This window comes from Arthrobacter sp. NPDC080086 (assembly GCF_040702285.1).
In genome coordinates this window covers 38,422-64,711 of the sequence record NZ_JBFBKP010000005.1, presented here as the reverse complement: position 1 = coordinate 64,711, position 26,290 = coordinate 38,422, and the positions used below count along the sequence as shown (strand labels likewise).

The 26,290-nt window shown below is 60.8% G+C and carries 26 protein-coding genes; 12 read left to right on the top strand and 14 right to left on the bottom strand.

Features of this window, described 5'->3' with window-relative positions; translation table 11 throughout:
- Positions 1-282: 282 nt before the first annotated feature.
- The gene (locus AB0305_RS03705; protein ID WP_311529532.1) at positions 283-672 is read right to left on the bottom strand and encodes an AbrB/MazE/SpoVT family DNA-binding domain-containing protein; all 390 of its coding nucleotides are present in this window, start codon (positions 670-672) and stop codon (positions 283-285) included.
- Positions 673-2,014: 1,342 nt separating this feature from the next.
- Between AB0305_RS03705 and AB0305_RS03700 the strand changes: the two genes are divergently transcribed.
- Both AB0305_RS03700 and AB0305_RS03695 read left to right on the top strand, forming a co-directional pair.
- On the top strand, positions 2,015-2,320 hold the full coding sequence (locus AB0305_RS03700; RefSeq protein ID WP_311529531.1) for a helix-turn-helix transcriptional regulator: 306 nt from the start codon (positions 2,015-2,017) through the stop codon (positions 2,318-2,320).
- On the top strand, positions 2,301-3,269 hold the full coding sequence (locus tag AB0305_RS03695) for a reverse transcriptase family protein (protein WP_366171474.1): 969 nt from the start codon (positions 2,301-2,303) through the stop codon (positions 3,267-3,269). Before AB0305_RS03700 ends, AB0305_RS03695 begins: the two co-directional genes overlap by 20 nt.
- A 37-nt stretch (positions 3,270-3,306) precedes the next feature.
- Here the strand turns inward: AB0305_RS03695 and AB0305_RS03690 are convergent, their stop codons facing one another.
- From AB0305_RS03690 to AB0305_RS03670, 5 genes are all read right to left on the bottom strand, one after another.
- Positions 3,307-5,007 (bottom strand): phage integrase family protein, encoded by a 1,701-nt coding sequence (locus AB0305_RS03690; RefSeq protein ID WP_366171472.1) that lies wholly within the window; start codon positions 5,005-5,007, stop codon positions 3,307-3,309.
- Positions 5,008-5,152: 145 nt separating this feature from the next.
- The gene (locus AB0305_RS03685; RefSeq protein ID WP_366171470.1) at positions 5,153-5,431 is read right to left on the bottom strand and encodes a DUF1488 domain-containing protein; all 279 of its coding nucleotides are present in this window, start codon (positions 5,429-5,431) and stop codon (positions 5,153-5,155) included.
- Positions 5,432-5,461: 30 nt separating this feature from the next.
- Complete coding sequence (locus AB0305_RS03680) at positions 5,462-6,403, bottom strand: ribose-phosphate pyrophosphokinase (RefSeq protein ID WP_366171468.1); 942 nt, start codon at positions 6,401-6,403, stop codon at positions 5,462-5,464.
- A complete protein-coding gene (locus tag AB0305_RS03675; protein WP_366171466.1) occupies positions 6,400-7,764 on the bottom strand; it encodes an MBL fold metallo-hydrolase in 1,365 nt (454 codons plus the stop codon). The genes AB0305_RS03680 and AB0305_RS03675 overlap by 4 nt, the downstream gene beginning before the upstream one ends.
- A 16-nt stretch (positions 7,765-7,780) precedes the next feature.
- A complete protein-coding gene (locus AB0305_RS03670; RefSeq protein WP_366171464.1) occupies positions 7,781-8,203 on the bottom strand; it encodes an Hsp20/alpha crystallin family protein in 423 nt (140 codons plus the stop codon).
- Between the two features lie 339 nt (positions 8,204-8,542).
- On the opposite strand from AB0305_RS03670, the gene AB0305_RS03665 reads away from it, so the two are divergent.
- The 3 genes from AB0305_RS03665 to ftsH all read left to right on the top strand — a co-directional run bounded on the left by AB0305_RS03665 (position 8,543) and on the right by ftsH (position 11,357).
- Positions 8,543-9,049, top strand: a complete 507-nt coding sequence (locus AB0305_RS03665) for a lecithin retinol acyltransferase family protein (protein ID WP_366171462.1) — start codon at positions 8,543-8,545, stop codon at positions 9,047-9,049.
- Between the two features lie 14 nt (positions 9,050-9,063).
- Positions 9,064-9,285 (top strand): hypothetical protein, encoded by a 222-nt coding sequence (locus tag AB0305_RS03660; RefSeq protein WP_366171460.1) that lies wholly within the window; start codon positions 9,064-9,066, stop codon positions 9,283-9,285.
- 143 nt (positions 9,286-9,428) lie between these two features.
- Positions 9,429-11,357, top strand: coding sequence for an ATP-dependent zinc metalloprotease FtsH (gene ftsH / locus AB0305_RS03655; protein WP_366171458.1), 1,929 nt, complete (start codon positions 9,429-9,431; stop codon positions 11,355-11,357).
- 12 nt (positions 11,358-11,369) lie between these two features.
- Here ftsH and AB0305_RS03650 read toward each other — a convergent pair whose 3' ends face one another.
- From AB0305_RS03650 to AB0305_RS03635, 4 genes are read right to left on the bottom strand one after another with little or no spacing between them, the layout of a single operon-like run.
- On the bottom strand, positions 11,370-13,760 hold the full coding sequence (locus AB0305_RS03650; protein WP_366171456.1) for an exo-beta-N-acetylmuramidase NamZ domain-containing protein: 2,391 nt from the start codon (positions 13,758-13,760) through the stop codon (positions 11,370-11,372).
- Positions 13,715-14,977: a putative glycoside hydrolase gene (locus AB0305_RS03645; protein ID WP_366171454.1), complete on the bottom strand. Its 1,263-nt coding sequence runs from the start codon at positions 14,975-14,977 to the stop codon at positions 13,715-13,717. Before AB0305_RS03645 ends, AB0305_RS03650 begins: the two co-directional genes overlap by 46 nt.
- Positions 14,970-15,755, bottom strand: coding sequence for a polysaccharide deacetylase family protein (locus AB0305_RS03640; RefSeq protein ID WP_366171578.1), 786 nt, complete (start codon positions 15,753-15,755; stop codon positions 14,970-14,972). Before AB0305_RS03640 ends, AB0305_RS03645 begins: the two co-directional genes overlap by 8 nt.
- Positions 15,756-15,802: 47 nt before the next feature.
- Entirely contained in the window at positions 15,803-16,396 is a 594-nt protein-coding gene (locus AB0305_RS03635) for a rhomboid family intramembrane serine protease (protein ID WP_366171452.1), read from the bottom strand.
- Positions 16,397-16,572: 176 nt separating this feature from the next.
- Here AB0305_RS03635 and polX point away from each other — a divergent pair, with 176 nt between their 5' ends.
- From polX to AB0305_RS03620, 3 genes are all read left to right on the top strand, one after another.
- Positions 16,573-18,321 carry a DNA polymerase/3'-5' exonuclease PolX gene (polX, locus tag AB0305_RS03630; protein ID WP_366171450.1) on the top strand — a complete coding sequence of 583 codons (1,749 nt, stop codon included), beginning with the start codon at positions 16,573-16,575 and terminating at the stop codon, positions 18,319-18,321.
- Positions 18,322-18,905: 584 nt separating this feature from the next.
- Positions 18,906-19,214, top strand: coding sequence for a hypothetical protein (locus AB0305_RS03625; RefSeq protein WP_366171448.1), 309 nt, complete (start codon positions 18,906-18,908; stop codon positions 19,212-19,214).
- Positions 19,215-19,362: 148 nt separating this feature from the next.
- Entirely contained in the window at positions 19,363-19,680 is a 318-nt protein-coding gene (locus AB0305_RS03620) for an HPF/RaiA family ribosome-associated protein (protein WP_366171446.1), read from the top strand.
- 14 nt (positions 19,681-19,694) lie between these two features.
- Here AB0305_RS03620 and phbB read toward each other — a convergent pair whose 3' ends face one another.
- From phbB to AB0305_RS03600, 4 genes are read right to left on the bottom strand one after another with little or no spacing between them, the layout of a single operon-like run.
- The gene (gene phbB, locus AB0305_RS03615; protein ID WP_366171444.1) at positions 19,695-20,441 is read right to left on the bottom strand and encodes an acetoacetyl-CoA reductase; all 747 of its coding nucleotides are present in this window, start codon (positions 20,439-20,441) and stop codon (positions 19,695-19,697) included.
- A gap of 7 nt (positions 20,442-20,448) precedes the next feature.
- Positions 20,449-20,958 (bottom strand): hypothetical protein, encoded by a 510-nt coding sequence (locus tag AB0305_RS03610; RefSeq protein ID WP_366171442.1) that lies wholly within the window; start codon positions 20,956-20,958, stop codon positions 20,449-20,451.
- Between the two features lie 11 nt (positions 20,959-20,969).
- Positions 20,970-21,620: a SagB/ThcOx family dehydrogenase gene (locus tag AB0305_RS03605; protein ID WP_366171440.1), complete on the bottom strand. Its 651-nt coding sequence runs from the start codon at positions 21,618-21,620 to the stop codon at positions 20,970-20,972.
- Positions 21,621-21,667: 47 nt separating this feature from the next.
- On the bottom strand, positions 21,668-22,705 hold the full coding sequence (locus AB0305_RS03600) for a zinc-dependent alcohol dehydrogenase family protein (protein ID WP_366171438.1): 1,038 nt from the start codon (positions 22,703-22,705) through the stop codon (positions 21,668-21,670).
- 121 nt (positions 22,706-22,826) lie between these two features.
- On the opposite strand from AB0305_RS03600, the gene AB0305_RS03595 reads away from it, so the two are divergent.
- The 4 genes from AB0305_RS03595 to AB0305_RS03580 all read left to right on the top strand — a co-directional run bounded on the left by AB0305_RS03595 (position 22,827) and on the right by AB0305_RS03580 (position 26,264).
- Positions 22,827-24,422 (top strand): AAA family ATPase, encoded by a 1,596-nt coding sequence (locus AB0305_RS03595; RefSeq protein WP_366171436.1) that lies wholly within the window; start codon positions 22,827-22,829, stop codon positions 24,420-24,422.
- A gap of 88 nt (positions 24,423-24,510) precedes the next feature.
- Positions 24,511-25,059 carry a hypothetical protein gene (locus tag AB0305_RS03590; RefSeq protein WP_366171434.1) on the top strand — a complete coding sequence of 183 codons (549 nt, stop codon included), beginning with the start codon at positions 24,511-24,513 and terminating at the stop codon, positions 25,057-25,059.
- Positions 25,060-25,081: 22 nt separating this feature from the next.
- A complete protein-coding gene (locus AB0305_RS03585) occupies positions 25,082-25,546 on the top strand; it encodes a CBS domain-containing protein (protein ID WP_366171432.1) in 465 nt (154 codons plus the stop codon).
- A 34-nt stretch (positions 25,547-25,580) separates the two neighbouring features.
- Positions 25,581-26,264 carry an alpha/beta hydrolase gene (locus AB0305_RS03580; RefSeq protein WP_366171430.1) on the top strand — a complete coding sequence of 228 codons (684 nt, stop codon included), beginning with the start codon at positions 25,581-25,583 and terminating at the stop codon, positions 26,262-26,264.
- The last annotated feature ends 26 nt before the right edge of the window (positions 26,265-26,290 follow it).

The window sequence follows — 26,290 nt, the reverse complement described above, 5'->3', positions numbered from 1 at the left end:
CCGCTCGACAGGTGCGATGGCGTTATAGGCACCGCTACCCCCTCAACGCCTCCCTTGCTTTTTCGTGCGTGCGCCGGATGGAAAATCAACACCGCCGCGCACGGCGCAACGAACAACCACAGATGTCGGACCTGATGCTCTTCGATGACCGGCGGCTTTGGCATCCCGAAATGCTCCCGCTTGTGGTTGCGTTACGAGACAGTATGGGAAAAGTTACATCCGAGAGCAAAACGAGGCCGCACCGTCCGACCAATCGAGGGTTGCAGACAAAGCGAATACGACCTAGATGCGCCGCAGCATCATGGTGTCGGGATCAACCCTTTCAATCGACAGCTCGTCACCGACCTTCCAACCCAACTGTTCAACTAGATCGTAAGGCAGCGGGACGATCAGATCACCGCTTCCGTCGGCAGCTTCGCCTCCAGCGACTCGCCAAACAGGTTGTGACCTCGCGCTCGGCAGATACTTGACCAGAATCTGCAGTAAGGCTGCATTGCTTTCCGGAAGCGTCAGCCAACCGGCACAATTGTCGTCGGAATATTCCGCCCAGGCCCGCACCCCCTCATCGTCAGTTGCTTTGAAACCGGCTTCCTGCATGCATAGCAGCATCCGGTCGACATCGTTGGTGAACTGCTTCCTGAGTTCCTGTCGTTCCCTGAAGGTCGGCTTCATGGCGCTAGCTCCGTTGTTCATGCCAATTGCGCGGTGGCGCAGCCCGTAACCGGGGGCTCCACCGATTATTCTGTCGCAAATGCGGCCCCGATCTGACGTGCGCGCTCGTTCGTTTTCCGAATTTTGTTCTCGTTTTTGTCGCAATTCTGTTCCCGATAGCGCTCCAACGTAATTCCGTGCACTGATGAGGCATGAATTGCTCAGATTGTTGGGGAGCCGGCACTTCCGCAATTCCGTGCATGCCTTCTTGCAAATCGGATTTTGCCTGCTCCGCGTGCGCGCATTGTCGCCGCACGCGCCCTGCGACCAAGTCTAGTCGACCAGTACACGCTTCATTTCACTTGCGCTGATCTTGTTTTGAGCGCGACAGTCTTGGCGCGTGCGCGTCGCCTAGTGGCCCCGTCCATTGCGATTCTTCTTACCGGGAGCGCCTCTATGAAAGTCACTGTGACTCAATGCAAAGACATGCTCAAAGCTACGTTTGCGGACGGCAACGAATTGACGGCCGGCGACCCCGTTGTGCTTGGCGCCCGCCTCAGGGATCTGGGCATCCAGCCGGTAGACGTGACGATGCCAGATTGGCGTGAGGGAGAGATATCGCACCACACTTACCGGCAGCAACATCGCGCTGTTGATGGCTCTGCGCGGTCTGAAACTGATCGCAATGGATTGACTTGTGGTGGGCCGCACCATCGGATCAAGTGGCAACGTAGCTCTCCCCGCCGGTAATGCCGCAGCCATCCTGCGAGGTTGGCTGGCTCGCTAAAGGACTCCAAAGGTTGGGCCCGCGCTCGTCGGTCCCGAGCACTAGCCGCGTGAGCGGGCGTTAAACGCCACTTCGCTGTACGCGAAAATATTTCGCCAGCAGCGAATATTGTGCTATGCTGAAGGCTGGTTGGCGTTGAAGACAAAACCAGCGTAGTACCAGGACCTTTTATCGGGTCTGCGGAGGGGTAACTCTCCACACACTGCCCCGGACCGCGCGTTCTGGGCGCCCCCGCCCGCCGCCTGGTGCGGCGGGCGGAAACGGATAGGCAGGGGAAAAGTCGTCCCTCTTCGCTTTCTCATTACGTACTGGTCCCAAGGCAATCGTGCCGCGGGGTAATGAGGAGTACTTATGGTTAAAAAGACCATACCCAACCAGGGGCGACAGTCGGTTGAAGTGTCTTGGCGGCATAACTTGGGCAAGCTTCGGCGAGTCCTGACGAGTCGCAAGACGTTGTCACTTATGATGGGATGGCTGCGCATTGTAGTTTTGGTGTCGCGGCTGTTCGATCGCTGGTGACAAGGTGACAACGACTGACACCCCTGTCTAGTCCTTGTTTTGAATGGAGGTGTTCAAATGTTGCACAAAGCGCTACGCCACCTTCGCCGATACCACCAGATGACCCAGGAAGAACTAGCCAAGCGTCTGGAAATCTCCAACAACTATTTGTCGGAGATCGAATCTGGCAAGAAGGCCCATGCGATTACCGTTGATTTGCTGGGTCGATATGCGGCGGTATTTGACGTCCCCGTTTCGAGCTTAATGCTTTTCTCTGAACAACTAGACTCAAATCGTCGTAGCGAAAAGATCCGCGTTGCGATGGCGGCGAAAGTTCTCAAAGTCCTCGACTGGGTGGCTGCCGATGAAGAATCCGTTGCATAGACGCGAGAAGGCAGTGGGGCGTGCTCGTTTGCGGAAAAACAAATCAGCACGCTATCCCATTGAACGATCGCCGCTGTGGAAGCTGACAAGTACTCATCGGCTGGCTGCCTTGATCGATGTTCCCGTCGGGGAACTGGAAGCTATCTGTATGGCTCCCACATACAACAGATTCCTCGACCAGCCGAAGCCAGGCAAGGAGCCCCGTAATATTCAGGAGCCAACAGAGGCCACACTGCGTATTCACTATCGCCTCGTGAAGTATCTGGACTGCATTCAACGGCCAGAATTCTTGCACTCGGCGACGAAAAAGCGATCGCATATCACAAATGCGCGGGCTCATCTCGAAAGCGGAGGAGCCGTGGTTGCGATGGATATCCGAAAATTTTTTGAGAGCACGACCTACCATCACGTCAAGAGCTTCTTCCATAAGGACTTAGGGTGCTCTCTTGATGTTGCGCGGCTGTTGGCGACGGTTTGTACCGCGGACGGTCACCTGCCGACGGGTAGTTGCATTAGTCCATTGCTTTCGTACTTCACGCATCGTCGCTTGTTTTCCGAAATTGAAGCGCTTTGCTTGGAAAAATGCGTAACGATGACGCTTTATGTTGATGATCTAACGCTGTCTGGAGTCTGTGCTACGAAGACACTCATGTTTCAAATCAAAGCGTTAATTCAACGACAAGGGCTTCAAACTCAATCAGCCAAAGACGCAGTCATCCGTCCAGGAAAACCCGCCATTATCACCGGCACGATTCGGCGGGATGGCACGTTGCGACTGCGGAATATGCATCACAATTCCATCGTGGCGATTCAAAATCGGATTGCACAGGGCGAGACCCGGCCTGGGAATGAGCTGCGTGGCCGAGTTGCTTCGGCACGGGCCATCGAGCCACCAGCAGCGGCGCGCCTTGAAGCTCGGCTGGACAAGATCATTCGAGGCCAGTCCTAGTTTGCTTAGAGAGTCCTTCGCTCAAACAGCCCCACCGCTAACGCGTCCCGAACGCAGTGTTGATCTGCCGGGCTCGCTTCACGTCGTCGCCGTGTAGATAGATTGAAGTCGTTGAGACGGACGCGTGCCGCAAGTTGTCCCGCACAGTGGTCAGTTCTGCGCCGCGCGCGAGGGCGTGGGTGGCGTGCGTATGCCGCATCCAATGCGGACTGGCCTTGCGTAGCTTCTCCGCCAGCACCGCATGATCGCTCTCGATGGTGTCGGCCGCCGTCTCAAAAAACCTTCTAACCACACTCCACAGCCGCGTCCCCGTGATCCCGCCGTCAGGATCCAACCCTAGCCCACCAATCAGCGGCGTCTTCGGATTCCAGCGCGCTCGCGTGACCGGTAGCCCGCGTTCCACCAAGTAGCGATCGAGCGCGTCGCGCGCCAGCGGTGGCAACGCCACCTTCCCGGCGCGACTGCCCTTCCCCACCAGGCTCAACCAGTGATCGCCCTGCCGGTCCGTTTCGATGTCAGCGAGCTTCGCAGAAACGAGTTCGCTCGCGCGCAGCCCCGTCGCATAACCAAGATCCAACACGAAGCGCAGCCGCTGCGCCGCCGGCGCCTCCCAACCATATGACCACTCCAGGCCGTCCGCGATGGTGCGCACCAGCGCCCATTCACCCTCGCTGAAAGCGTGCGAGGTATCGAGCGCTGTCGTTCGCCCACCTCCGCGCACCTTGATGCCCGCAAACGGATTGGCCAGCACGTAGCGCTGCTGAATCAACCAACGGAACATGGCCCCCAACACGGACAACGCGTAGGAGACCGAGCGCGCAGACAACCCGTCCGTGAACGGCCGCCATTCGGCAGAGGTGCGTGGACGCGCCGACCCGACCCAGCGCTCGCGCGGCGTCGGTCGGCGCAGGAAGCTGCGGTAGGCAATCGCGTCCTCGGTGGTGAGCGACGACAGCGGTCGACCGCGTTCGACGATCGCCCACAAGATCAGGCGCTCTGCCTCTTTTCGGTACGCCCTCTGGGTGGCGGGCGATTCGTGTAGGGACAGCCACGCCTGAACGGCCTCGTAGTCGTTGTCAGCGGTGAGCACGCAGGTCTGGCGCGGCGCACGGAATTGCCCCTGCGAGCCGTCAACCTCATTGGGCAGGCGCAATTGCTCCCACGGCACCACCACGCCGCGGACCTGCTCTGCGATGAGCGCCCGGGCACGCTCGGTCAATCGAGGGTGTTTGGCAAAGAATGCCTCGATGCGTCGCGCGCTGGCCTGCCCCAATCCGGGGATGACGGCCCACCAACGGCGCCGGCGCGGCACGCGGACCGTCAGATCGGCCAGGGTGTTGATGCCGGCGGCGCGCAGCGCGGCGACAGCACGAGCATCCAGCCACAGTTCCACATCATCGCTGATGAGCGGGGCTGGTAGCGGCAGCGTGCGGAGCAACTCGATCGTCTGGTCAGCTGCCCTCCCCTGTTTGGCACGTTCGGCCGCTTGCATCTCGAACAGCGCCGCGAGGTCTTCGCGCTGGCGTCGGCGTGCAAACGCGGCGAGCTGGCGCCGGATACGGCCGAGCACGCCGCGCGAGGACTGCCCTGGCGTCAGGCGCTCGCCCAGGTAGCGGTCAACGGCCTCGCGGGTTGACAAGCCGGCATGCCAGGCACGTAGTGCTGCCAGTTCGGCGGCATCGGGGAAATCCGGTGGGATGCCGACGGAAGGATCGACGGGAAGCAGACGCGTTTTCATGGAAGGCAGTTTAGTTCTTCCATACAGCTATTGCGATAAGAATAGTTATCGTAATAAGTTGATAAGCGCCTTGAACCGGAGGCATCCCTGCGGCATAACTGCTGTGTCAACTGATGGTATGGAGATGGTGCTCATGACGGGCCCATCAGCCAGCGAAACGGAAGTGCCCGCTGTGGAGCGTGATCTCCTTGGAACCGGTCTGCTCGAACAGCGCACGTGCGACGTCTTCGATATGACCGCGGTGCACCCGAAACGCGCTGAGCAGATCGTCTGACCGACAGGAGCGCGCACCAAAATGGTCTTCAAGGGCCTCGGCTGTGATCGCGTAGCTTGCACGGCTACCATCGATCGACGCTCCGCATTGCAGCCGCGGACCGGCTGCGCAGTATGTGGGGTCGTCGGGCAGGAACCTGATCTGTTTCATGATGGACTCCGGAGTACGAGAGCGCCCCTATCACACAAGCATCTGCTTGCTCACAGGCAGGGGCAAATCAAACATGCGTGAAATGGCGTTGACCAATGGTTCGGTCAGGGCGATCTGGTTTGACGGGTGGGCGACGGTGTCGCACGTGACAACATCCGCGCTGGCGGCGCACAGTCGGCTGTAAGCGTCTGCGGCGAATACCGCGTGCACCCCGACGCAAATCGGCTGTGGTAGACCGGCGCGGCGTAGTAGGTCCGCTGCGGCAAGCAGCGTGTGCCCAGTCGAGACAATGTCGTCGACTAGCACGGGCACACACCGCGGTGGAATATCCGGCAATTCTGCGATTTCCACGTGCGACGCACTGTGCCGCGTCTTGGCCAGCGTCGCCCAAGGCGCTTGGCAAATGCCGGCCACATGCTCGACCCACTGTTTGCTTTCTTCGTCGGGTCCGATCAGAAAGGGCACGTGTACATGGGTCTGGATCCATGCGGCAATTGCAGGGGCGGCCTCTACGGCGGCGGTCGGCATACGATAGACATCCGACAACTGCGCAATACGATGCAAGTGCGGGTCTACTGTGACCAGCCAATAGAACGCGCGATTCAGCAGGGCGGCAAAGTGTTCTGCAGCACGAATCTCGCCCATGTTGAAGATGGCGTCCTGTCGCATATAGGCGAGGTAGGGGGCAATCAGTCCAATACGGCGTGCCCCACCCTCGCGTGCGGCAATCGCCAACCAAAGTAAGGGCAACAGTTTCGAGTCAGGATGATCAAGTGTGCAGACAATGGCAACTTCTGCCTCGTGCACAGGCGTGTGGAGCCGCACGTAGGATTCACCATCCGGAAAATGGCTCACGGCGGCATGCCCCAACTCGGCGCCCAGGGGGATGGCGAGTCGCATGGTGGCTTCCTCGCAGCCCGGCATAGAAATCAGTACGCGCTGCGGGGCCAGACTAACGGCGGGGGCGGTCATGCGGCCCCCAGATCGTAGGACTGGCGGTACTCCGGCATGCGGACTGGCCACTGCAACTCATGCTCGATGCGCTGGCGCAAGGCGTCGCTGGCTGCCGGCTCACCATGCACGATAAACGTCTGTTTCGGTGCCCGCGTAAAGCCGCGCAGCCAAGCCATCAACTCATTGGCATCTGCGTGAGCGGAAAGATTCTGAATCTGCTCGACCGAAGCACGAATGGCCACCTCCCGGCCGTGCACACGCAACGCCCGCTGACCTGCCAGCAACGCAGCGCCCCGGGTGCCGGCCGCCTGAAAGCCCGACATCAGGATGGCATTGCGCTTGCCGCCGCCAAAACTCTTGAGGTGATGCAAGACGCGGCCACCTGTCGCCATGCCGCTGGCCGCCAGAATGATCTTGGGCGCGCGATCGTTCCCCAGATGCATCGACTGCTCAGGGCTCTGCACCGGGATGGCCAACGCACAAGCAGCCTCGCAGTCGGCAACTCCAATACGCAGATCGTCAACGTGACGCGCAAACACCTCGGTCGCCAGCTCGGCCATCGGGCTGTCGAGATAGATTGGCACATGCGGAATCCGATGTTCGCGGATCAGCGTATAGAGGCAATACAACAGCTCTTGTGTACGGCCCACGGCAAAGGCGGGGATCAGCAGCGTACCGCCCTGCCCGATCGTTCGCAGCACAACCTGCTGGAGAGCGTCGAGCGGGTCACCTTCCGGATGCACGCGATCGCCATAGGTGGACTCCACCAGCAACGTGTCAGCTTCGGCAATGGGCTCGGGTGGCCGCATAACCGGATCGATCTGCCGCCCCAGATCGCCAGAGAAGACGATCCGGCGGCCCTCAGTCAGCAGTGTCACCGTGGCTGCACCGATAATGTGCCCCGCACGATGGAACTCCGCCTCCACGCCATCGGCCACGGGGAAGCGCTCGCCATAGGCGATAGGATGCAGCCTGCGCAGCGCTCTGGCGGCGTCCTTTTCATCGTAAAGCGGCAACGCAGGATGATGACGCGAGAACCCCTGGGCATTGGCGTACTGCGCATCCTCCTCGGCCAGCCGCGCGCTGTCAGGCAAGAGGATATTGCACAGCTCCGCCGTGCCTTTCGTGCAATAGACGGGGCCATGGAACCCGTTGCGGACCAGCAGCGGCAAGTAGCCGCTGTGGTCGATATGGGCATGCGTGAGCACGATGGCGTCGATGTGGTGCGGGTTAACAACAAGCTTGTCCCAGTTGCGCAAGCGCAAAGACTTGTAGCCCTGGAACAGCCCGCAGTCGACCATGACACGGCGCGCGCCGGTCTCAAGGACGTACTTCGAGCCAGTCACCGTGTCGGTGGCGCCGAGAAATTGCAGCCGCATGCCGCACCCCTAGTGCTCAGCGAATCGTGACGCGCTGCTGAGGGGATGCTTCCTTTTTGGGAAGCGTCACGCGCAGCAGTCCATTCTCGTACGTTGCATCGACCTTGTTTTCGTCGACGGCCGCATCCAGGGTGAACATGCGCTGCATGGATCCGCTGTAGCGTTCGCTGCGGATGATGCGTTCGCCCTCTTTTTCCTCGGATTTGCGCTCCACCTTGGCCGAGATCATGACCGTGCCGCGATCGACCGTCACGTCGATGTCTTCCTTCTTCGCACCCGGGATTTCCGCAACGACGCTGTATGCCTTGTCGGACTCCGTTACATCCACTTTGAACGGCAGCGCACCGTCCATGTTGCCGCGAAACGAGCGCAGAAGTCCCTGGAAGATATCGCCGACCGGTTCAATGGCGAACGGGTCGTGGCGCTTGAGTTGACTCATGACTACCTCCTGATGAGTGGCCCCGGGAATCTTGGGGGCCGGCAGATTCATCGTGGCACGGCGGCGCCCGAGTGCCTTGCGGTAGATCAACGGCGGCGCACGGTGGCCTCTGCGCGGGCTTCGCGGGATTCGTACTGAGCACATCGCTTCCGAGGTTCCGACCGGCATGTCAGGCTTTCCTGACATGGGAATCCGCCGCTCCGACAGTATTCTCAGCGCAGCCTGCATGACGCCAGCGAGTGCGCTGCCAATACTGGTGACACGCAAACCAGCAACGCAGTGTCTTGTCGAATCGCCCCAGAACGCGACAATGCCCAGCCATCAAAAAAGGAGCGCGCCATGAACCTGAACATTGAAGCCCTCGCGCAGTGGAATGGTCCGCACGACGTCGCCGCTTTTGACGGGACGCTTCCTCTGGGTGCGCACCTTGTGACAGAGCGCAATGGGTACGAACACCACGGCATCTATGTCGGCAATGGGCAGGTAATTCACTACGCCGGCTTCTCGCGTCGCCAGCGCCGCGGGCCGGTGGAGCGCATCTCAATCCGCTGCTTTGCATGCGGTTCTGCGGTGACTATCCGACGCGACGCCAGACCCTGCTATGACGGGGAAGAAGTCGCTCGCCGTGCCTGGTCCCGTTTGGGGGAGAGCGACTATCGGCTGCTGACCAACAACTGCGAGCACTTTTGCATGTGGTGCCTGTTCGGAGAGTGCCGCAGTGCGCAGGTCGAGGCGTGCATGAAAAACCCAGTGCGGGCTGCACGCACGCTCTTCAAGCTGATGCTGCTGGCACTTTCCGTCGAATGGCGGGCTGCGCAGACACAGGCTCAAGCTCAAGCCGCGTGATGGCGGAGGACACCATGCTTCAACACCACACCTCATTGCGCGAGCTGATCACCAAATGGTTTGGCTTGAACGACACACCGCACCTGCGCATCACACGTTTGCATTGTCCCGGTGTCGATTGCGGCTGCGTACGGGCGGAACTGACGACGTCAACGCCGCCGCTTGTCATCCTCTTCTTCCGGCACCAGGCGGGGTGCTGGTGGCTGTTTCCGCCTTCGCACGTGCAGCGTCGGTAGCCGCAGCACAGGCTGCTTCTTCTGGACGGCAACACCGACTTGTGGACTGGTTGATCCGCATCAAGCGCTCCGTCGGTGCAAGTACGAACATCCATATTTGATGGGACGTCGGTCTAAGACTGCGACCATGCGAAGGTGAAAAAGTGAAAGAGAGTATGCAGCCATGGCAGCAAAGATTCTCGCTCTGGTACGCCGTCATCGTCGTCCTGAGCATGCTTGTGCTCCAAACGCTGTTCATGTCAGATCAAGTCGATACCCTCCCCTACAGCGATTTCAAGCTTCTGCTGCACGCCGGCAAGGTCAAAGACGTCGCCATTGGCGACCAAGACATCACGGGCACCTTCTCCACGGAAGGCATCGAGACACTTTTGACGAAGCAGCAGGTCGATGTCATCCGCCGCACAGGAATGGGCGACCATCCTTTCCAGACGCTTCGCGTGAACGACCCGGCGCTTGTGCAGGAGCTGGAGGCGGCCAAGGTGCGCTTTGTCGGTCGACCAGACAACAAGTGGTTGAGCACGCTTTTGTCGTGGATCGTGCCTGCGTTGCTGTTCTTCGCAGTTTGGAACTTTCTGATCCGGCGCATGGGTGGGGCAGCAGCTGGTGGGCTGATGGAGATCGGAAAGAGCAAGGCCAAGGTCTACATGCAGAAGGAAACCGGTGTGACCTTTGCCGACGTTGCCGGCATTGACGAAGCCAAGGACGAACTCGCGGAAATCGTGAGCTTTCTGAAAGAGCCGCTGCGGTATCAACTCCTGGGCGGCAGGATTCCCAAGGGCGTGTTGCTTGTCGGCGCACCCGGCACGGGCAAGACCCTGCTTGCCAAGGCAGTTGCAGGCGAAGCAGCGGTGCCCTTCTTCAGCATGAGCGGGTCGGACTTTGTCGAGATGTTCGTCGGGGTGGGTGCGGCGCGCGTGCGGGACCTGTTCAGCCAAGCCGAATCCATGGCGCCGTGCATCATCTTCATCGATGAGCTCGATGCCCTGGGCAAGACGCGCGCGTTCAACCTGGTAGGTGGCAACGAAGAGCGTGAGCAGACCCTGAACCAGCTTCTTGTCGAGATGGACGGCTTTGACAGCAACAAGGGCGTCATCATCATGGCCGCGACGAACCGCCCAGAGATTCTCGACCCTGCCCTGCTGCGGCCGGGCCGGTTTGACCGGCATATCGCCCTGGATCGTCCAGACCTCAAGGGGCGTGAGCAGATTCTCAAGGTGCACGCCAAGACCGTCACGTTGAAGTCCGATGTCGACCTGAGCAAGATCGCGGCGCGGACGCCGGGCTTCGCCGGTGCCGACCTAGCCAACCTTGTCAACGAAGCGGCTCTTCTTGCTGCGCGCGAAGGTAAATCCGCCGTGGAAACCGTTGACTTTGACGAGGCACTTGACCGCATCGTGGGCGGTCTGGAGAAGAAGAACCGCGTGATGAACCCCACGGAGAAGGAAACCATCGCCTACCACGAAGCGGGGCACGCCATCGTGGCCGAGCACCGGCCACTGGCTGACCGCGTCTCCAAGGTTTCCATCATCCCGAGGGGCATCGCCGCCCTGGGCTACACGCAACAGACACCGACAGAGGACCGCTACCTCCTCAAACGCAGCGAACTATTGGACCGGCTTGACGTGCTGCTGGGCGGTTACGTTGCCGAGCAGATCGTGTACCAGGACGTATCGACCGGTGCACAGAACGATCTGCAACGCGCAACCGACATGGCCCGTCAGATGATCACCCAGTTCGGCATGAGCGAACAGCTCGGTCTGGCCACCTACGAGCAGACGCCCAACCCGCTACTTGCCGGTGCTGGCCTGATGCAGCGCGAGCGCAAGGAATATAGCGAAAATACAGCTCAGCTGATCGATGGGGAAGTGCGCAAGGTGCTGTCTGACGCCAGCGCGCGCGTGACCGCCACGCTGGAAGGCCAGCGCTCCAAACTGGAAGCACTATCGCGCATGTTGCTCGAAAAGGAAGTAGTCGACCGCCGTGATCTGGATATGATCCTAGCGGGAAACGTGACCCCGATGCTGCCTCCAAAGACAGAAGCCGCTTCCTCCAGCGGCCCGTCTCACGGGTAGCGCCGATCGCCGTCAATACAGCAGATACGGCGCTCGCCGCGAAAGGAAGGCATCAAGCTGTGCAGCCTCGGTACGCTCAATGGTGTCCAGAGAAACGCCGTCGCGCAACATCGCCCAGACTGTCTCTGCCCCTACCGACGTGCGAATTGCATCCAGCTTGAAATGTTCCGGATAGCGTTGTGACAGCACGCGCGCCAACGCTAAGCCGATGCGCCCTGGGCGCATCAACTCCGACATCCGATGGATCCCCACACCCGAGCAGGAGCGCCCTTTGTACGGCCCCTCCGCAGGAACAAAATGGATGGGCTTGTAGGTGGCGCCAGTATCCAGCGCGTTGAGTTCTCGCGCTACCACTGCGCCGTCCATCCATGGCGCGCCGACCATGCCGAACGGCGCCGACGTGCCCCTGCCTACGCTGACACTCGCTCCCTCGATCAGCCCCACATCCGGATACAGCTCCAAAGCAGTAAAATCGCGCAGGTTTGGCGATGGCGGAACCCAGCCCAGTCCAGTGTTGACAAAGCGCATTGCTCGGCCGTACTGCTCCATGGCCACGACATGCAACGCTGCGCCGATGTGCAGCTCGCCGTTCAGGAATCCAGCCAGTTCGCCGATCGTCATGCCATGCACAAGCGGCATGGGTACGTAGTTCGTCAATGAGCGGTCCGCGGTATCCGATACCGGCCCGCCAACAAGGTCGCCGCCCAACGGGTCGGGTCGGTCCAGCACCAACACCGGAATATGGGCTCCCGCCGCGGCCTCCAATGTTGCCCCCAAAGTGGCAAGGTAGGTAAAGAAGCGTACGCCCACGTCCTGGAGGTCGAACACCAGCACGTCGATGTCGGACAGCGCGCTGCGTGGTATGCCCTTGCTGTTGCCATAGAGGCTATGGACCACCACGTTGGAACGCGTATCGATCGTGTCACCAAAAGGCGCATCGAGATCCGTGCTGATGCCATGCTCCGGCGCAAAGATGGCGCTTAACCGTACCCCTGGCGCCTTGGCGAGTACATCAATGGTGCGCCGTCCCTGCGCATCGAAACCACTGTGGTTCGTGACCAAGCCGACCCGCTTTCCGACCAGCGGAGCGAAGCCGTTGGCCTCCAATACGTCGATCCCAGATTGCACGGGACCAATCGCCATGGGTAGGCGCTGGTCGGCGCCGATCACCGCCTCAGCCATGGTGGGCGCGCGCTCTGCAATCTGTTCGTTTGAGAGGGGTGGCGCCGCGCTCGATACCAGATTCAGCACGGCCTCACGCAGCGGCATGGCGTCACCTCGCTCATCCGGATATAGGCGGCTCGTGAGCACGATCACGAATCGGCGCGTGACCAAGTCGATCCACATGCCGGTACCGGTGTAGCCCAGGTGCTGCAGGAGCCCGGCGCGCGGTGCACGATAGCGGTTGGGAATTATCGGCGCCTGAACTTCCCATCCCAGGGTGCGCGTAGCCTCAACCGCCATGACGCTGTCCGGCGTCGACAGTTTGGCAACGCTGTCCGGCTGCAGGATATGGCGATCCCTAAAGCGGCCACCATTGAGGAGCATCCTGGCGAACTGCGCAAGATCATCGGCGCTGGAGAACAGGCCCGCATTGCCGGATACACCGCCCAGCGCCGCAGCCGTCGGGTCATGCACCTTGCCGCGAAGCCGTTGACCATTGCGAATGATGGTCGGCGCAATGCGGGCGCTCAACTTGTGGCCCGGTCGGAACGCGGTATCGCGCATGCCGAGCGGTCGGAAGATATTCTGCGCACACCACGCGTCCAGTCTAATTCCGCTGACGCGCTGAACGATCTCGCCCAGAGCGACATAGTTGAGATCGCTGTAATCAACACGGCGCCCTGGCTCTGCAATCGGCGGCATAATCCCAATCGCGTGAAGCACGGTCGCCCGGCTACGAAACTCCGATTGCGCTGCCAACCCAGGAGGCAGACCGGAGGTGTGGTTGAGCAATTGCCGGACCGTGATGCTCGCCTTCCCTCCTTCTGCAAAGGCCGGCCAGTAGCGGCCGACTGGCGCATCCAGTTCCAGGCGTCCACGCTCCACCAACTGCAACACTGCCGTGGCTGTGGCGACGGCTTTGGTGAGCGAGGCCAGGTCGAAGATCGTGTCCTCGGTCATCGGCTCGGCGGCGGGTCCGACGGATCGCTGACCCAGCGCGATGCGCTCACGCACCCCGTCGGCATCCCCGATCACCACGACCGCCCCGGCCACGTTGGCATCGGCGATCTGCGCGGCAACCACGGCGTCGAGTTCGCGCATGGGCACCGGCGTACCCAGCGGTGCTTCGTTGGCGGCACGCTCGGCGCGCGCAACGTGTGTCCAGACCAGCAGGGCAGCGGCCAGCACCGAGACTATCGCGGCAAATTGGCAGGGTCGTAGCGGTTGCGTGCGTTCCATAGCATCCACCCATTGGTGCCCTCCGCATCGGCGGCTTCGACCTGAGCGCGGATCATGTCAGCGTTGAACTCGCGATGATCGAAGGCGTAGTCGCGAAACGCCTGCAGCCAAGGCCGGAACCTTACCCCGGGCAGCCCAGTGCGTCGCTTCGCCTCAGCCAAGGATCTTGAGACAATCTCGCCGGGCCTCTCAGTGGGCTTTCTGCAGCCCGGCAAGCCCCAGGTGAAGCCCGACGGATAGAGCATGGGCGAAATGTAGTCGACCACAGCGCCCAGCGTGTTGATCTGCTGGCCAATTGCCGTGTCGTCGGCGTTCCAGCAAACGTAGCCAAAGATGTCGGCCGCCAGATAGATGTTGTAGGCGCGCAGCCGCTCGCGCGCTTGTGCAAGAAAGCCTGTGATGGCCGCAACCCTATGCGCTTGCGTATTGGCTTGATGAAACTGCAAGCCATTGGCATCGGGAAAGCGCAGATAGTCGAACTGGATTTCGTCGAACCCGAGTCTGACCGCCTCTTCCGCCACATCGAGCGTACTGCCCCATGCAGCTTCGACACTGGGGTCAATCCACCGTTGGTTTTCGCGATCGCGCCAGATCTCTCCAGCGTGATCACGGACAGCCCAATCGGGATGCGTCGCGGCCAGGCGGTCGTCCTTGAATACGACGATACGGGCGATCAAATACAGACCACGCGAATGGAGTTGCCGGATCAGGGCGGCAAACTGGTTGGAGCGCACCGAACTGGTGCCCTGTTCCCGTGCCGCACCCACCGCCATACGGGCTGCACTTGGGTAAGGCGTGTCCCCCCGATCGCCCTTCACGTCGATCACGAGTGCGTTGATGGCCGTTTCACCTTGGAGCGCAACCGCCGCGTCGCGCAAAACCCAGCTGGAAACGCCCTGCACGGACAGATAAACCGCCCTGGGCTTGATCTGCCTGAGCTGAACCTCGAATGTGGCACTCTGGGTTTCAAGCACCCTCTCCGCACGCGCATAGCCAGGGGCACGAATACTGACCATTGCGTGTGCATCCACGGCTGACGCAGGAATGGTGACCAGACCCGCCGCGTTGGTCGTCTGGCTTTCGCCCTGGACAAGGGTGATCGCGCCCTCTACAGGGGTGTGGCTGTGTGCGTCCACCACCCTTAACTCGGCCGCCCCGGCACCTCCGGCGCAACACAGCGAAAACGCGGCAAACCAAAAGCATAGGCGGCTACTCATGATCGCCCTCTCCTGCGTTGAGAATGTCCGTCATGCATCGCGCTCCACAACTATCCGTGATCAGGTACCGCGGCAACGCCATGGCGGGTTGCCTCGGTCGGAGCGGTTGCGCTTCCAGCGTAAAAGCAGCGGTATAGCCTTCTTCTCGTGCGATACGCTCAAGCTCCGGATCGTGGATCCCGAACGGCCATGCCAGTAGGTGCACCGGTGCACCCATCTCTGTTTCGATCCGCACCTTCGAGCGCCGCAACTGATCATGCGCGAACTGGGCAAAATCATCGGCGCTTCGGTGTGCCCGCTCAACCCGGAAGTTCGGGTGCCAGTAAGTGTGAGACTGCACGTCAAACTGACCAGTCCCTGCAAGCTCACGCAATTGCGCCCAGGTCATCGCATATGTGGCATTCGAGATGGCAGATGGGTAGACAAACAGCGTCACGGGAACCGCTCGGCCATGCAAGGCCGGCCACAACGTGTCGTACACAGACCGATGGCCGTCATCCACCGTGATGGCAACAACCTTCGCCGGCAACGCATCTTGCCTGCCTTCGTGCCAACTCAGGATGTCTGCCAGCGGCACGATGCGATAGCCGGCGGCCTCGATCGTGTGCAGGTGCGCCTCGAATGTCTGCATCCGGACCGTCATGGTGCTATCCACCGTTGGTGCAAACCGGTGATAGACAAGCACCACCACATGTCGATCCACAGCGGGCATATCGGCATTGGCACGCGGGCACACAACCATCAGCGCCCAGCACAGCGAGAAGACCATGAGGTTCATCAAGCGAAGCTCCAAAAAGGGGGGCGCACCGCCCATTCTGCGCAGTCCTATGACTCGCGTGGTGCGGCGTGTAACCAATGCCAGAGCAGCAGCCCGCTGCCCGCCATACCACCCAGATGCGCAAAGTGCGCGACGTCGCTTTCGGTTCCGCTCACGCCAAGTGTCAGTTCGACGACCGCATAGAGCGCCGCAAATACCCAAGCGTGCATCGGGATCGGCGGAATCAACGGAACGATCGTGCGATTAGGAAACAAGGCGGCGTAAGCGAGAAGCAAACCAAACACCCCACCGGAAGCGCCAATGACTGGGGCTGCGGGCAGGACACCCAAGACTGTACAAACGATTTGCGCGAACGCCGCGCTCAAGATGCTGGATAGATAGAGCAAGCAGGAACGACGAGTACCGATGGTGCGCTCCACGTCGCGCCCGAACATATAAAGGCCAAACATGTTGAGCGCCAGATGGCCGCCATTTGCGTGCAGGAAGGCGTATGTCAACGGTTGCCACGGCATGAACGCGCCGTGCATGCCATCCGTTGATATGACGAGCGGCCAGAGCGCAAAGGTACGCAGCAGTTCGTCTCCAGCAAAAATCTCTGCAACGAACACCGCCACGTTGATGAGGATGAGCAGCTGGATCATGAGAGCTCCTCTGGTCTGTCCTCACGATACGGCTACATGCGTTGGGCGGGTTGATCTCGCGCAACCCGATTCGACCGCGTGTCGTTCTCCTGCAAAGTCACGCCTTCGTTTGATGTGCCGCAAGACCTTTCCACGGCCAGATGAAACGATGGAGGAACGTGCACGCAGGAGGTCCCATGCCAATGACCGCGGCCTACCAGAGTCCGGCGAACCAAGCCATCGCCGCGATCTTCAACGAAATTGCCGATCTGCTCGAGGTCGAGCAGGCCAACCCATTTCGGGTGCGTGCCTACCGCAATGCCGCACGCATGGTCGAAGGCATGACCGAAGGCGTTGACACTATGCTGGCACGTGGCGCAGATCTAACCGCGTTGCCGTGTATCGGGGCCGATCTTGCGGCAAAGATGCGCGAGATTGTCCAAACGGGAACCTGCGCCATGCTCACACGTGTGCGTACCGAGGTTCCACCGGCCATTGTTCAGCTTCTCCAGTTACCAGGGCTGGGGCCAAAGCGCGCGCGCATACTGCAGCACGAACTGGGGATCACCTCGCTGGACGAACTGGCCCAGGCAGCGGCAGCGCATCGCATTCGCGAACTGCATGGCTTTGGCGCCCGAAGCGAATCGCGTTTGCTTGAAGCCCTCACCGCACGCCTGACACGCGATCGGCGTTATAGCTTGGCGATCGCCAAGCCATGTGCCGACGCATTGACGCACTACCTGCTGGCAAGCGGATTGGTCGACCAACTTGTGGTTGCCGGCAGCTACCGGCGGGGGCGGGATACGGTCGGGGATCTTGATCTGCTCATCGCCGGAACGAACCGAGCGCAGATCGTTGAGCACTTCGTGCACTACAACGAGGTTGTCAGCCGAATCTCGGCTGGGCCAACCCGTGCCAGCATCGTCCTGAAGAATGGCATGCAGGTGGACTTGCGGGTGGTACGAGCTGACGCTTTCGGCGCAGCACTGGTGTATTTCACCGGCTCGAAGTCCCACAACATTGCACTGCGCAAGCTTGCACAGGCGCAGGGATTGAAAATCAATGAGTACGGTGTCTTCCGCGGAAAAGAAAGCATTGCCGGTCGGACTGAGGCATCGGTCTACCAGGCAATCGGCCTGCCTTGGATCTGCCCCGAGCTGCGCGAAAACCAGGGGGAGATTGAAGCCGCACGCTCAGGTACGCTTCCCGCCCTTCTCGAGGAAAGCGACATCAAGGGGGATCTTCATGTCCACACATCCGCAAGCGATGGAACCGCCAGCCTCGAAACCATGGCCGCGCAGGCGCGCTTGCTTGGCTATCAATATCTCGCAGTGACCGACCATTCGCCCCGGATTGCTGTCACACACGGACTGACGGCAGAACGTCTGGCTGCGCAAGCCGACGCCATTGACCGTTTCAACGCTGAACACAAGGGTTGGCCGACGCTGCTCAAAGGTGTGGAAGTCGACATCCTGGAGGATGGCGCACTGGACCTTCCCGACTCGGTGCTAGGCCGTCTTGATCTTGTCGTGGGCGCTATCCACAGTCATTTCAGCTTACCGATCGATCAGCAAACATCCCGCATTCTTCGTGCGATCGACCATCCGCACTTCAGCGTCCTTGCCCACCCTCTGGGCCGTTTGATCGGCGAGCGCAACGCCTGCAACGTTGACCTGAAACAGATCCTGACGGCCATTGCGCAGCGCGGCTGCTACGTTGAAGCCAATGCGCAGCCCACGCGCCTAGACCTGTCGGACTTTGGATGCCGCCTGGCAAAGGCGGAAGGCGTGCTGGTAAGCATCGCGTCCGACGCACATAGCCCGGCCGATCTGGCAAACATGTCTTTTGGTGTGACGCAAGCGCGCCGGGCTTGGTTTGGGCAGGCGGACGTAATCAACACGCGCCCGCTCGATGCTCTGCTTCCGCTGTTGAGGCAAACCATGTAATGAGCGCCCCTGTTCGATGTCCTCGCACAATGGTTCAAGCTTTGCTCTTGATCAACTGGGCTTGCGGACGATCTCGTAGATTGAGACAAGGACACTGCCTGCATGGAGAGCAATCACGATGGCTATCCCGCACGCCAATCACCAATCCGCTCACGGTGCAGCGAGTCAAAACGCTAGCAGCGACAGGCGCGCGCCTACGTTCTTCTCGCGGCCGGGCCTACCCATGCTCACGGATCACTCGCTTGCTGTTTTGGCAAGAACGGCTGCCGGTTGGTTTGCACCGTCTCAGGCGGATCGTCTTTGCATCAGCGTGACAAATGGACGAATTCACTTGACTGGACATATCGAAGACGCTCGTCCCCTGGCGGCCCTTCAGACCGCGCTGCTTCGGCTCCCGGGTGTCATCGGGCTGGACCAGATGATCACTGTGGATGCACCCAGCTACCCGACAACGCAGATCGCTCCCGTGCGTTCGCGCCGCTTTTTTCTCGGATAACCGAGCGACGATCATGCCCACGGCACGCTTTTGCACGGAGCCCTGCCCATGTCCGCGTGTTGCCATCGATCCAGCTTGTCCCGAAACGATGGAGAACATCTTGCGCGCCTACGCGGTGCTCTTCTGGTTCAATTTCTATCTCCGATGCCCGGACTTTCCTGTCGCTGAGGGCATGTTTCCGATGCAGCCGGATGTTCGGGGCGCGTATCTGCAAGTCCATTCGAAAGTCTTTGCACACTGGGCGACAGCCGCCAACCGGATTGGCATCAGCACGGCAAGATTCCGTGAGGCTTGCGTGAATGTGCGCGCGTCGTGGATCGGGCCAGGTGACCTTCTGCGCAAGTGCCGCTCACGAGCGAGTGTGCTGGCCGCCTGTCCGCAGTTGGATCTGGACTGAATGCCATATCGGGCCGTTCGTATCTATACGGCAACACGCAGCCCGCACCAACAGGCGAGTTGATCCGAGTCAAGGGTTCAGAATCCGCGGGATCGAGAATGAACGTACCAACATCTCTGCCCGCAACCAGACAAACCGGAATCTGACCATGAGCCTGCCCGTCGATATTTCGTTCCAGGATGTCCCCCATTCTGAAGCCGTCGAAGAAGTGGTGATCACTCGCGCAAACCGTTTGATACACATTCGTGGTGACCTTGTCCGCTGTCGCGTCAGCCTCGCTCTGGGAGCTAAACATCAGCATCAAGGCAGGCCGTTCGATGTCAACGTCCACGTGTTTACGCCGCACCGAACGCATGTTTCGAGCAACAGTTCAAACGAAGATGCGTACATCGCACTGCACGAGGCATTCACGCACGTGGAAAGGATGCTCGTCGAGGCCAAAGGCAAGCGATCCCCTCAGCCTTGATACACCGAGGTCATTTACTGCATGTACAAGCCGCCGTTCACGGCCAGGTTTGCACCGGTAATGTAGGCGGCGTCCTCGCTGCATAGGAAGGCCACCAAAGCAGCCACCTCTTCCGGTTTCCCGAGGCGGCCTGCCGGAATCTGCGGAAGAATGCGCTGCTGCATGACGTCGCTCGGGATGTCACGCGTCATCCGCGTGGCGAGGTAACCAGGCGATATCGTGTTGACGGTCACGCCTTTTGCGGCGCATTCGAGTGCCAGTGCCTTGGTGAACCCGTGGATGCCCGCCTTGGCCGCCGAATAGTTGGTCTGGCCGAATGCCCCTTTCGATCCGTTGACCGACGAGATGCTGACGATGCGGCCCCAGCCGCGCTCGATCATCCCCTCATACAGCGGCTTGGTCATGTTGAAGACCGAGTCGAGATCTGTGGCCAAGACGTTCCGCCAGGCATCCAGCGTCATGCGCTTGAAGGTCATGTCCTGCGTGATGCCGGCGTTGTTCACCAGAATGTCGACCGGGCCCATCATCGAGAGCACATCCGATGCGCACCGCTGGCAAGCGTCGTAGTCAGCAACGTCTACCACAAAGGTCTGGAACAGGCGCCCCTGGGCGTGCTGCTTCGCCAGCCAGGCGGTCACATGCGTGTTGCCCACCGAATGCGTGACTGCCACCCGATGCCCCTGTGCATGCAAGCGGATGGCAATGGCTTCGCCCAGCCCGCCCATGCCACCGGTGATGAGCGCGACACGGTGTGTTGTCATGGCAGCCTCATCGTGCCGTCGTCGGGTGTGCACTGCTGCGAGCGCATCCACGCTTGCACAGCAGCCACTCGTCTGGGCCGGGCTCGACACGCAGGCGCACGACAGCATCAACCGGCAGCTTGCCTGCGCGAACGGACACGGTCTGCATCGCACCCCGATACGTAGCTGTCATCTGGTAGCGCCCGTGAGGCAAGCGCATGTACAACAGCGGACCCTCCGTGCGCACGCGCAAGCGCAACTTCCCGCGATCATCGGCGACCGAAATATCAACATCCGAGAGCGCCTCACCAGTCCTGGCTGCCACCACATTCAACCGCACATTGAATCGACCTGCCATCGCATGCATGGTGTCGCGCTCATCGCGCCCCACGCCGCCCGACACATAGGCGATCTCATTCTGGAAGCGGATCTCCGGTGAGGCCACAACATTCGGCTCGGCTGCGACGGCGTGTGTGCTGGCAGCCAGAATCAACGCGGTAAGAACGTACCGAGATTGCGGGCGACTTGCTTGTTTCATTACACACCTCATCACGCGGTGGCCGGCCGCCCGACCGTTTGCGCCAGCACCGGAATCTCGTCTTCATTGAGCGACAAGGCTTCTGCCAGAAGACGTTGGTTGAGCCAGCCGCGCACCACGCATCCCAGCCCGGCGGAGGCGCAGTACAGCGACACGTTCTGCGAAATGGCCCCAGCTGCCACACCAGCAAAGGTTTCACGCAATGCTTCTGGCATCTGGTCTGCGCGCGCGTGGTTGACCACATACACCAAGTCCAGCGGCGCTTTTCCAACAAAATCTTGATAGCCGGTGAGGTTGCGTGCGTCCACGGCATGCTTGAGCCGCAACCGGTGAGCCACCGGCTCATACTGATAAACCCCTTCAGGCAAGGCGACGTAGACGTCGATCTCGTTCAGGCCATGCGCTGAAGGTGCGGTACGCCCACCTGTTTCCGGCCGATTGATGCCGTCTGCTGCCCATAGCAGTTCGCTCAGTTGTTGGAGTGACAGCGGCGTGGGCGCGAACTCCCGCACGCTATGGCGCTTGGTCAGCGCGCCAATCAATGTGGTGCCGCTATCGAGCAGCGGCGGCGCCAGTGCGATCGTTGCCGGCGCGACATGGGACGTTGGCTGCGGCAACACGTGTTGTACTGGGTCGTAAGACAGGAGCATCGTCTCACTCATGGCATCCACCTCGCAAAGCTGAAGATCCAATGGACATGTGTCACCACCTAAGCGGAGATGATCACCTTGAGCGCCTGCGTTTTTGCAGCATTGCGGAAGGTGTCGTAGGCGCTGAGGATGTCATCGAGCTTGAACCGGTGCGTAATGAGTTGCCCCGGCAGCAGCTTCCCCGCGCGCACCGTTTTCAACAGCATGGGAGTACTGACCGTATCCACCAGCCTTGTGGTGATGGCGATGTTCTGGCTCCACAAGGTCTCCAGATGCAGGTCGGCCTTGACGCCATGCACGCCAATGTTTGCGATCACCCCGCCTGGCGCAACCAGTTGCTGGCACAGTTCAAACGTCGCGGGTACGCCCACCGCCTCGATCGCGCAATCAGCGCCTACTCCGTCCGTCAGCCGTTTCACGGCGGCAACCGCGTCGTCACTGGAGACGTCAATGCAAGCCGTGGCGCCCAGCCGGCCAGCCACTTCCAGCCGGGCGGCGTTCGTGTCGATCATGATGATCTGCGCCGGCGAGTAGAACTGCGCTGTCAACAATGACGCCAACCCGATGGGTCCCGCACCGACAATCGCCACGGTATTGCCCGGCTGGACGCGGCCATTCAGCACGCCGCACTCGAAGCCGGTTGGGAAAATGTCCGACAGCATGACCAGCGCCTCTTCGTCGACACCCGGCGGCAGCTTGTAGAGGCTGGTCTCCGCGTGCGGAATCCGGACGTACTCGGCCTGCACGCCATCGATGCGGTGGCCCAGAATCCAGCCGCCCGTTTCGCAATGCGAGTACATACCGCGCCGACAGTTCGCGCACTTGCCGCAAGACGAAATACACGAGATCAACACGTGGTCACCGGGCTTGAGCGATGTCACAGCGGTACCGACGGACTCCACCACACCCACGCCTTCATGCCCGAGCGTGCGCCCCGGCTCGCACGTCGGAACATCGCCCTTGATGATGTGCAGATCGGTGCCGCAGATGGTCGTCAACGTGACACGCACCACTGCGTCGCTGGGCGCCTGCTGTTCCGGTTTCGGCTTGTCGGCCAGGATGATTTGGCCGGGCCCTTCGTAGACGAGCGCTTTCATGGGAATCACCAATGAGGTCGATGACTCCATGCTAGGCAAGCGCCCTGCGCGGACGTTGATCTACGTCAGGGCACACAGCGACTGCCAAGCGATATTGAACTTCAATGTCAGGAGGCGAAACATGCGCATGGTCGAACAAGCTCCCCCACCCTCCTCCGCCCCGCCCGATCAAGCCCTGGTCACTAGCATGCTCGAGGCGGCGGCGTATCCACACCCCGCTGCCGATCTGCAGATGATCGAAACCCATCTGTCGTGGGTATTCCTGGCGGGCGAATTTGCGTACAAGGTGCGCAAGCCGGTCAAGCTTGATTTTGTGGATTTTTCATCTCTCGCTGCACGGCAAACCGATTGCGAGGAGGAGTGCCGCCTCAACCGCCGCCTCGCCCCTGCCCTGTACCTTGGCGTGGTACCCATTTCGCACCATCCGGTCACTGGCGCCATCTGCGTCAATGGACAAGGCATGCCCTTCGAGTACGCCGTTTGCATGCGCCGGTTTGCTCAGCAGGGCGTGCTAAGCGCAATGGCTCGAAACCGGCGGATCAGGCCGCCCATGATCGACGCGCTGGCCGACCTGATTGCAGACTTTCACGCAACTGCACCTGTTGCCGACTCGAGCGCAGACGATGGCACACCGTCAAGCATTCGGCACACACTTGAGGACTGCGCAGCCGGGGTCATTGCCCTAAGCACGGAGCCGAAAGTTGCGGAAGCCACGGTATCGCTGCTCCGGCAGCATGCGGATCGCCTTGAGAAGGCATTTGCGTCGCGTCGTCGCACCCACCATGTCCGCGAATGCCACGGTGATCTGCACCTCGGCAACATCGTGCTGATCGGAAACCAGCCAACGCCGTTCGACTGTCTGGAATTTTCACCGTCGCTCCGATGGATCGACACCATCTACGACACCGCCTTTCTGTTCATGGACCTGCTTGCCTCAAGTCTGCATGGACTGGCATATCGCCTGATCAACCGTTACCTCGAACGATGCGGTGACTATGGCGGATTGGCGGTACTGCCCTTCTATGCATCGATGCGTGCATTGGTGCGCGCGCGTGTGCTGCTAGAGCGCGCCCACCAGTTGGAGGGAACACCGGATCTGGCTGCCGTGCCTCGCCGCGAGGCATGCCGGATGCTCGACTTGTCTCGTGAGCTGCTCTGCCGCAACGACGGCTGCATCCTTCTCATGCACGGTCTCTCCGGCAGCGGAAAATCCACCCGCGCCGCGCTGCTTGCCGAGGCAGAAGGAATGATCTGCGTGCGCTCTGATGTCGAACGACAACGTAGCCGGCACATCAACGCTGTCGACCGCTACACGCCGCTTGCAGTCGAGCGAACCTATCGGCGCCTGGCTGCGATTTGCAAGCTCGGTGTGAGCGCCGGTTTTCCGATGATTGCGGATGCCACGTTTCTCACCAAGCACCAGCGCAGACGGTTCTTCTCGTTAGCACGACGGTTGGATGTGACTGTGGCCATTGCGGACTGCGTTGCCGACGTCGAGACGTTGCGATCGCGCATCCGCACGCGCATGCGCAGCGGACTCGATGCATCGGAGGCGGACCTGCGCGTTCTGGACGCCCAGATCGCCACACAACAGCCGCTCAACGTGGAAGAGCGGGCACGTCTTATCCCTGGCGAGATATCGCCGGTGGTGCCTTACATCAACGGCAGACAGGGCAACGATTTCGCACCCCCTAGCTCAGGCAATCAAGTGTGCTGAATCGAAGCGCCGGCGCCATGGTGTTTCGCGCGCGCCAGCCAGTTTGCGCCATATCAACGCACTCACCCACAGAGTGCCTACGCTGCATATGGATTTCTCATTCGGCGGCCGCACTCACCTGTCCGCCAAGACCCCACCGGAGATGGCAATGGAACAACCTTCTGATATGGCCTGCAACCTGGCATGCGCGGTCATGCGCGATATGAGCCGCACCACCAGTTTCATGCTCGAGGCGCAAATCGACCTGTCCAACTTCCGCCTCAAGCTCGCCGAAGCTGCACTGGAAGATGTGCGCGAGATGGAGCATGAACTGAGCGGCACGCATGACTGGGCATCATTGGCTACCGCGCAAAGCATCTTCATGAAGATGCAATCGACCCACAGCGCTACGGCGCTGAAAACTTGGATCGACTTCACGAACAAGCTGCAGGCCGCCTATTTGTGTCGGTTGACAGAATGGACTCAGCAGGTGCAACGACCGGAAGGGCAAACCTCTTCCGCGCAATTGTTCGCCGCGTCCTCCGATTCGCTGCGGGCCTTCTTTGACAGCTTTAACCTCATGACCTTGCCCGACTCCGAGGCAAAGAAAACCCGGCCCGCGCGTTCTGCAACCGCAAGAACCGAACAGGCCGCCTGATCGACACGCCAAGGAGCGCATCATGCGAGTGCAGGACGTCTATTCACACAATGCAGTACATATCCCGCTCTCCTGCACACTTCAGGAGGCGGCACAGCAGATGCGCCAGAAACACGTCGGTGCGCTGGTAGTAACGGAGAACACACCGTCCGGGCCCCACGCAATCGGCGTCGTCACGGATCGCGACATGGTGCTCGATGCGGTCGCTGTTGGTGTTGACCCCTCTCAGACCTGCGTAGCCGATGTGATGAGCCGAGGCATCTCCAACGTACCGCTTGATGCAAGCCTGAGCGACGCGCTGCAGGAAATGCTGTCGGCCGGCGTCCGGCGCGTTGGGGTGACGTCCGACGGCGCACTGGTTGGCGTGCTGTCGTTGGACGACGTGCTCGGTGCCATGGCCACCGAGTGGAGCCTGATCGCGCGCCTCGTCCATAACGAGCGAGAGCGCGAGACGACCGGCAGCGTTCAACCGCCACTGAGCGTCTAAGCCGGCAGCCAATCCACTTCAGGAACTCTGCTCCATGAATGCCGAGCCGCTTTCTCTAAGCATGGACATTGTGGCGGACGACGCCGTGCTGGAGGGCAGCCTGACCTGCCCCCGCAATGCATTCGGCCTGGTGATCTTTGCGCATGGCAGCGGCAGTTCGCGGTTCAGCCCGCGCAACAGGTATGTTGCCGATCACCTCCATGCTGCCGGACTGGCCACGCTGCTGTTCGATCTGCTGAGCGCCGAAGAGGCGGCACATGCATCGTGCCGCTTCGACATCGGCCTTCTGGCACAGCGCTTGTGCACCGCCACTCGCGCAGTAGGCAGCATCGCACGAGAACGGAAGCTGCGTCTCGGGTACTTTGGAGCCAGCACCGGTGCCGCTGCCGCGATCCTTGCAGAAACTGAGTCGGACGAGGCCCGCCCGATCGATGCCATCGTCAGCCGCGGTGGCCGTCCGGATCTTGCCGGCCAACGTGCGCTGAGCCTGCTTGCTTGCCCGACCCTGCTGATCGTCGGCGCGGCCGATCAGGACGTTCTCGACCTCAACCGGCAAGCCCTGAGCCACATGCAATGTGAGAAAGCACTGGAGACGGTGCCCCGCGCAACACACCTTTTCGAAGAGGCCGGTGCGCTTGAGCAAGTCGCCGAACTCGCGCGGGCATGGTTTGTTCGCCATCTGAGTTCCACCACGCAACTCCACCCACACGCGAGGTAACCCTGTGCGATTCAAAGATCGATTGG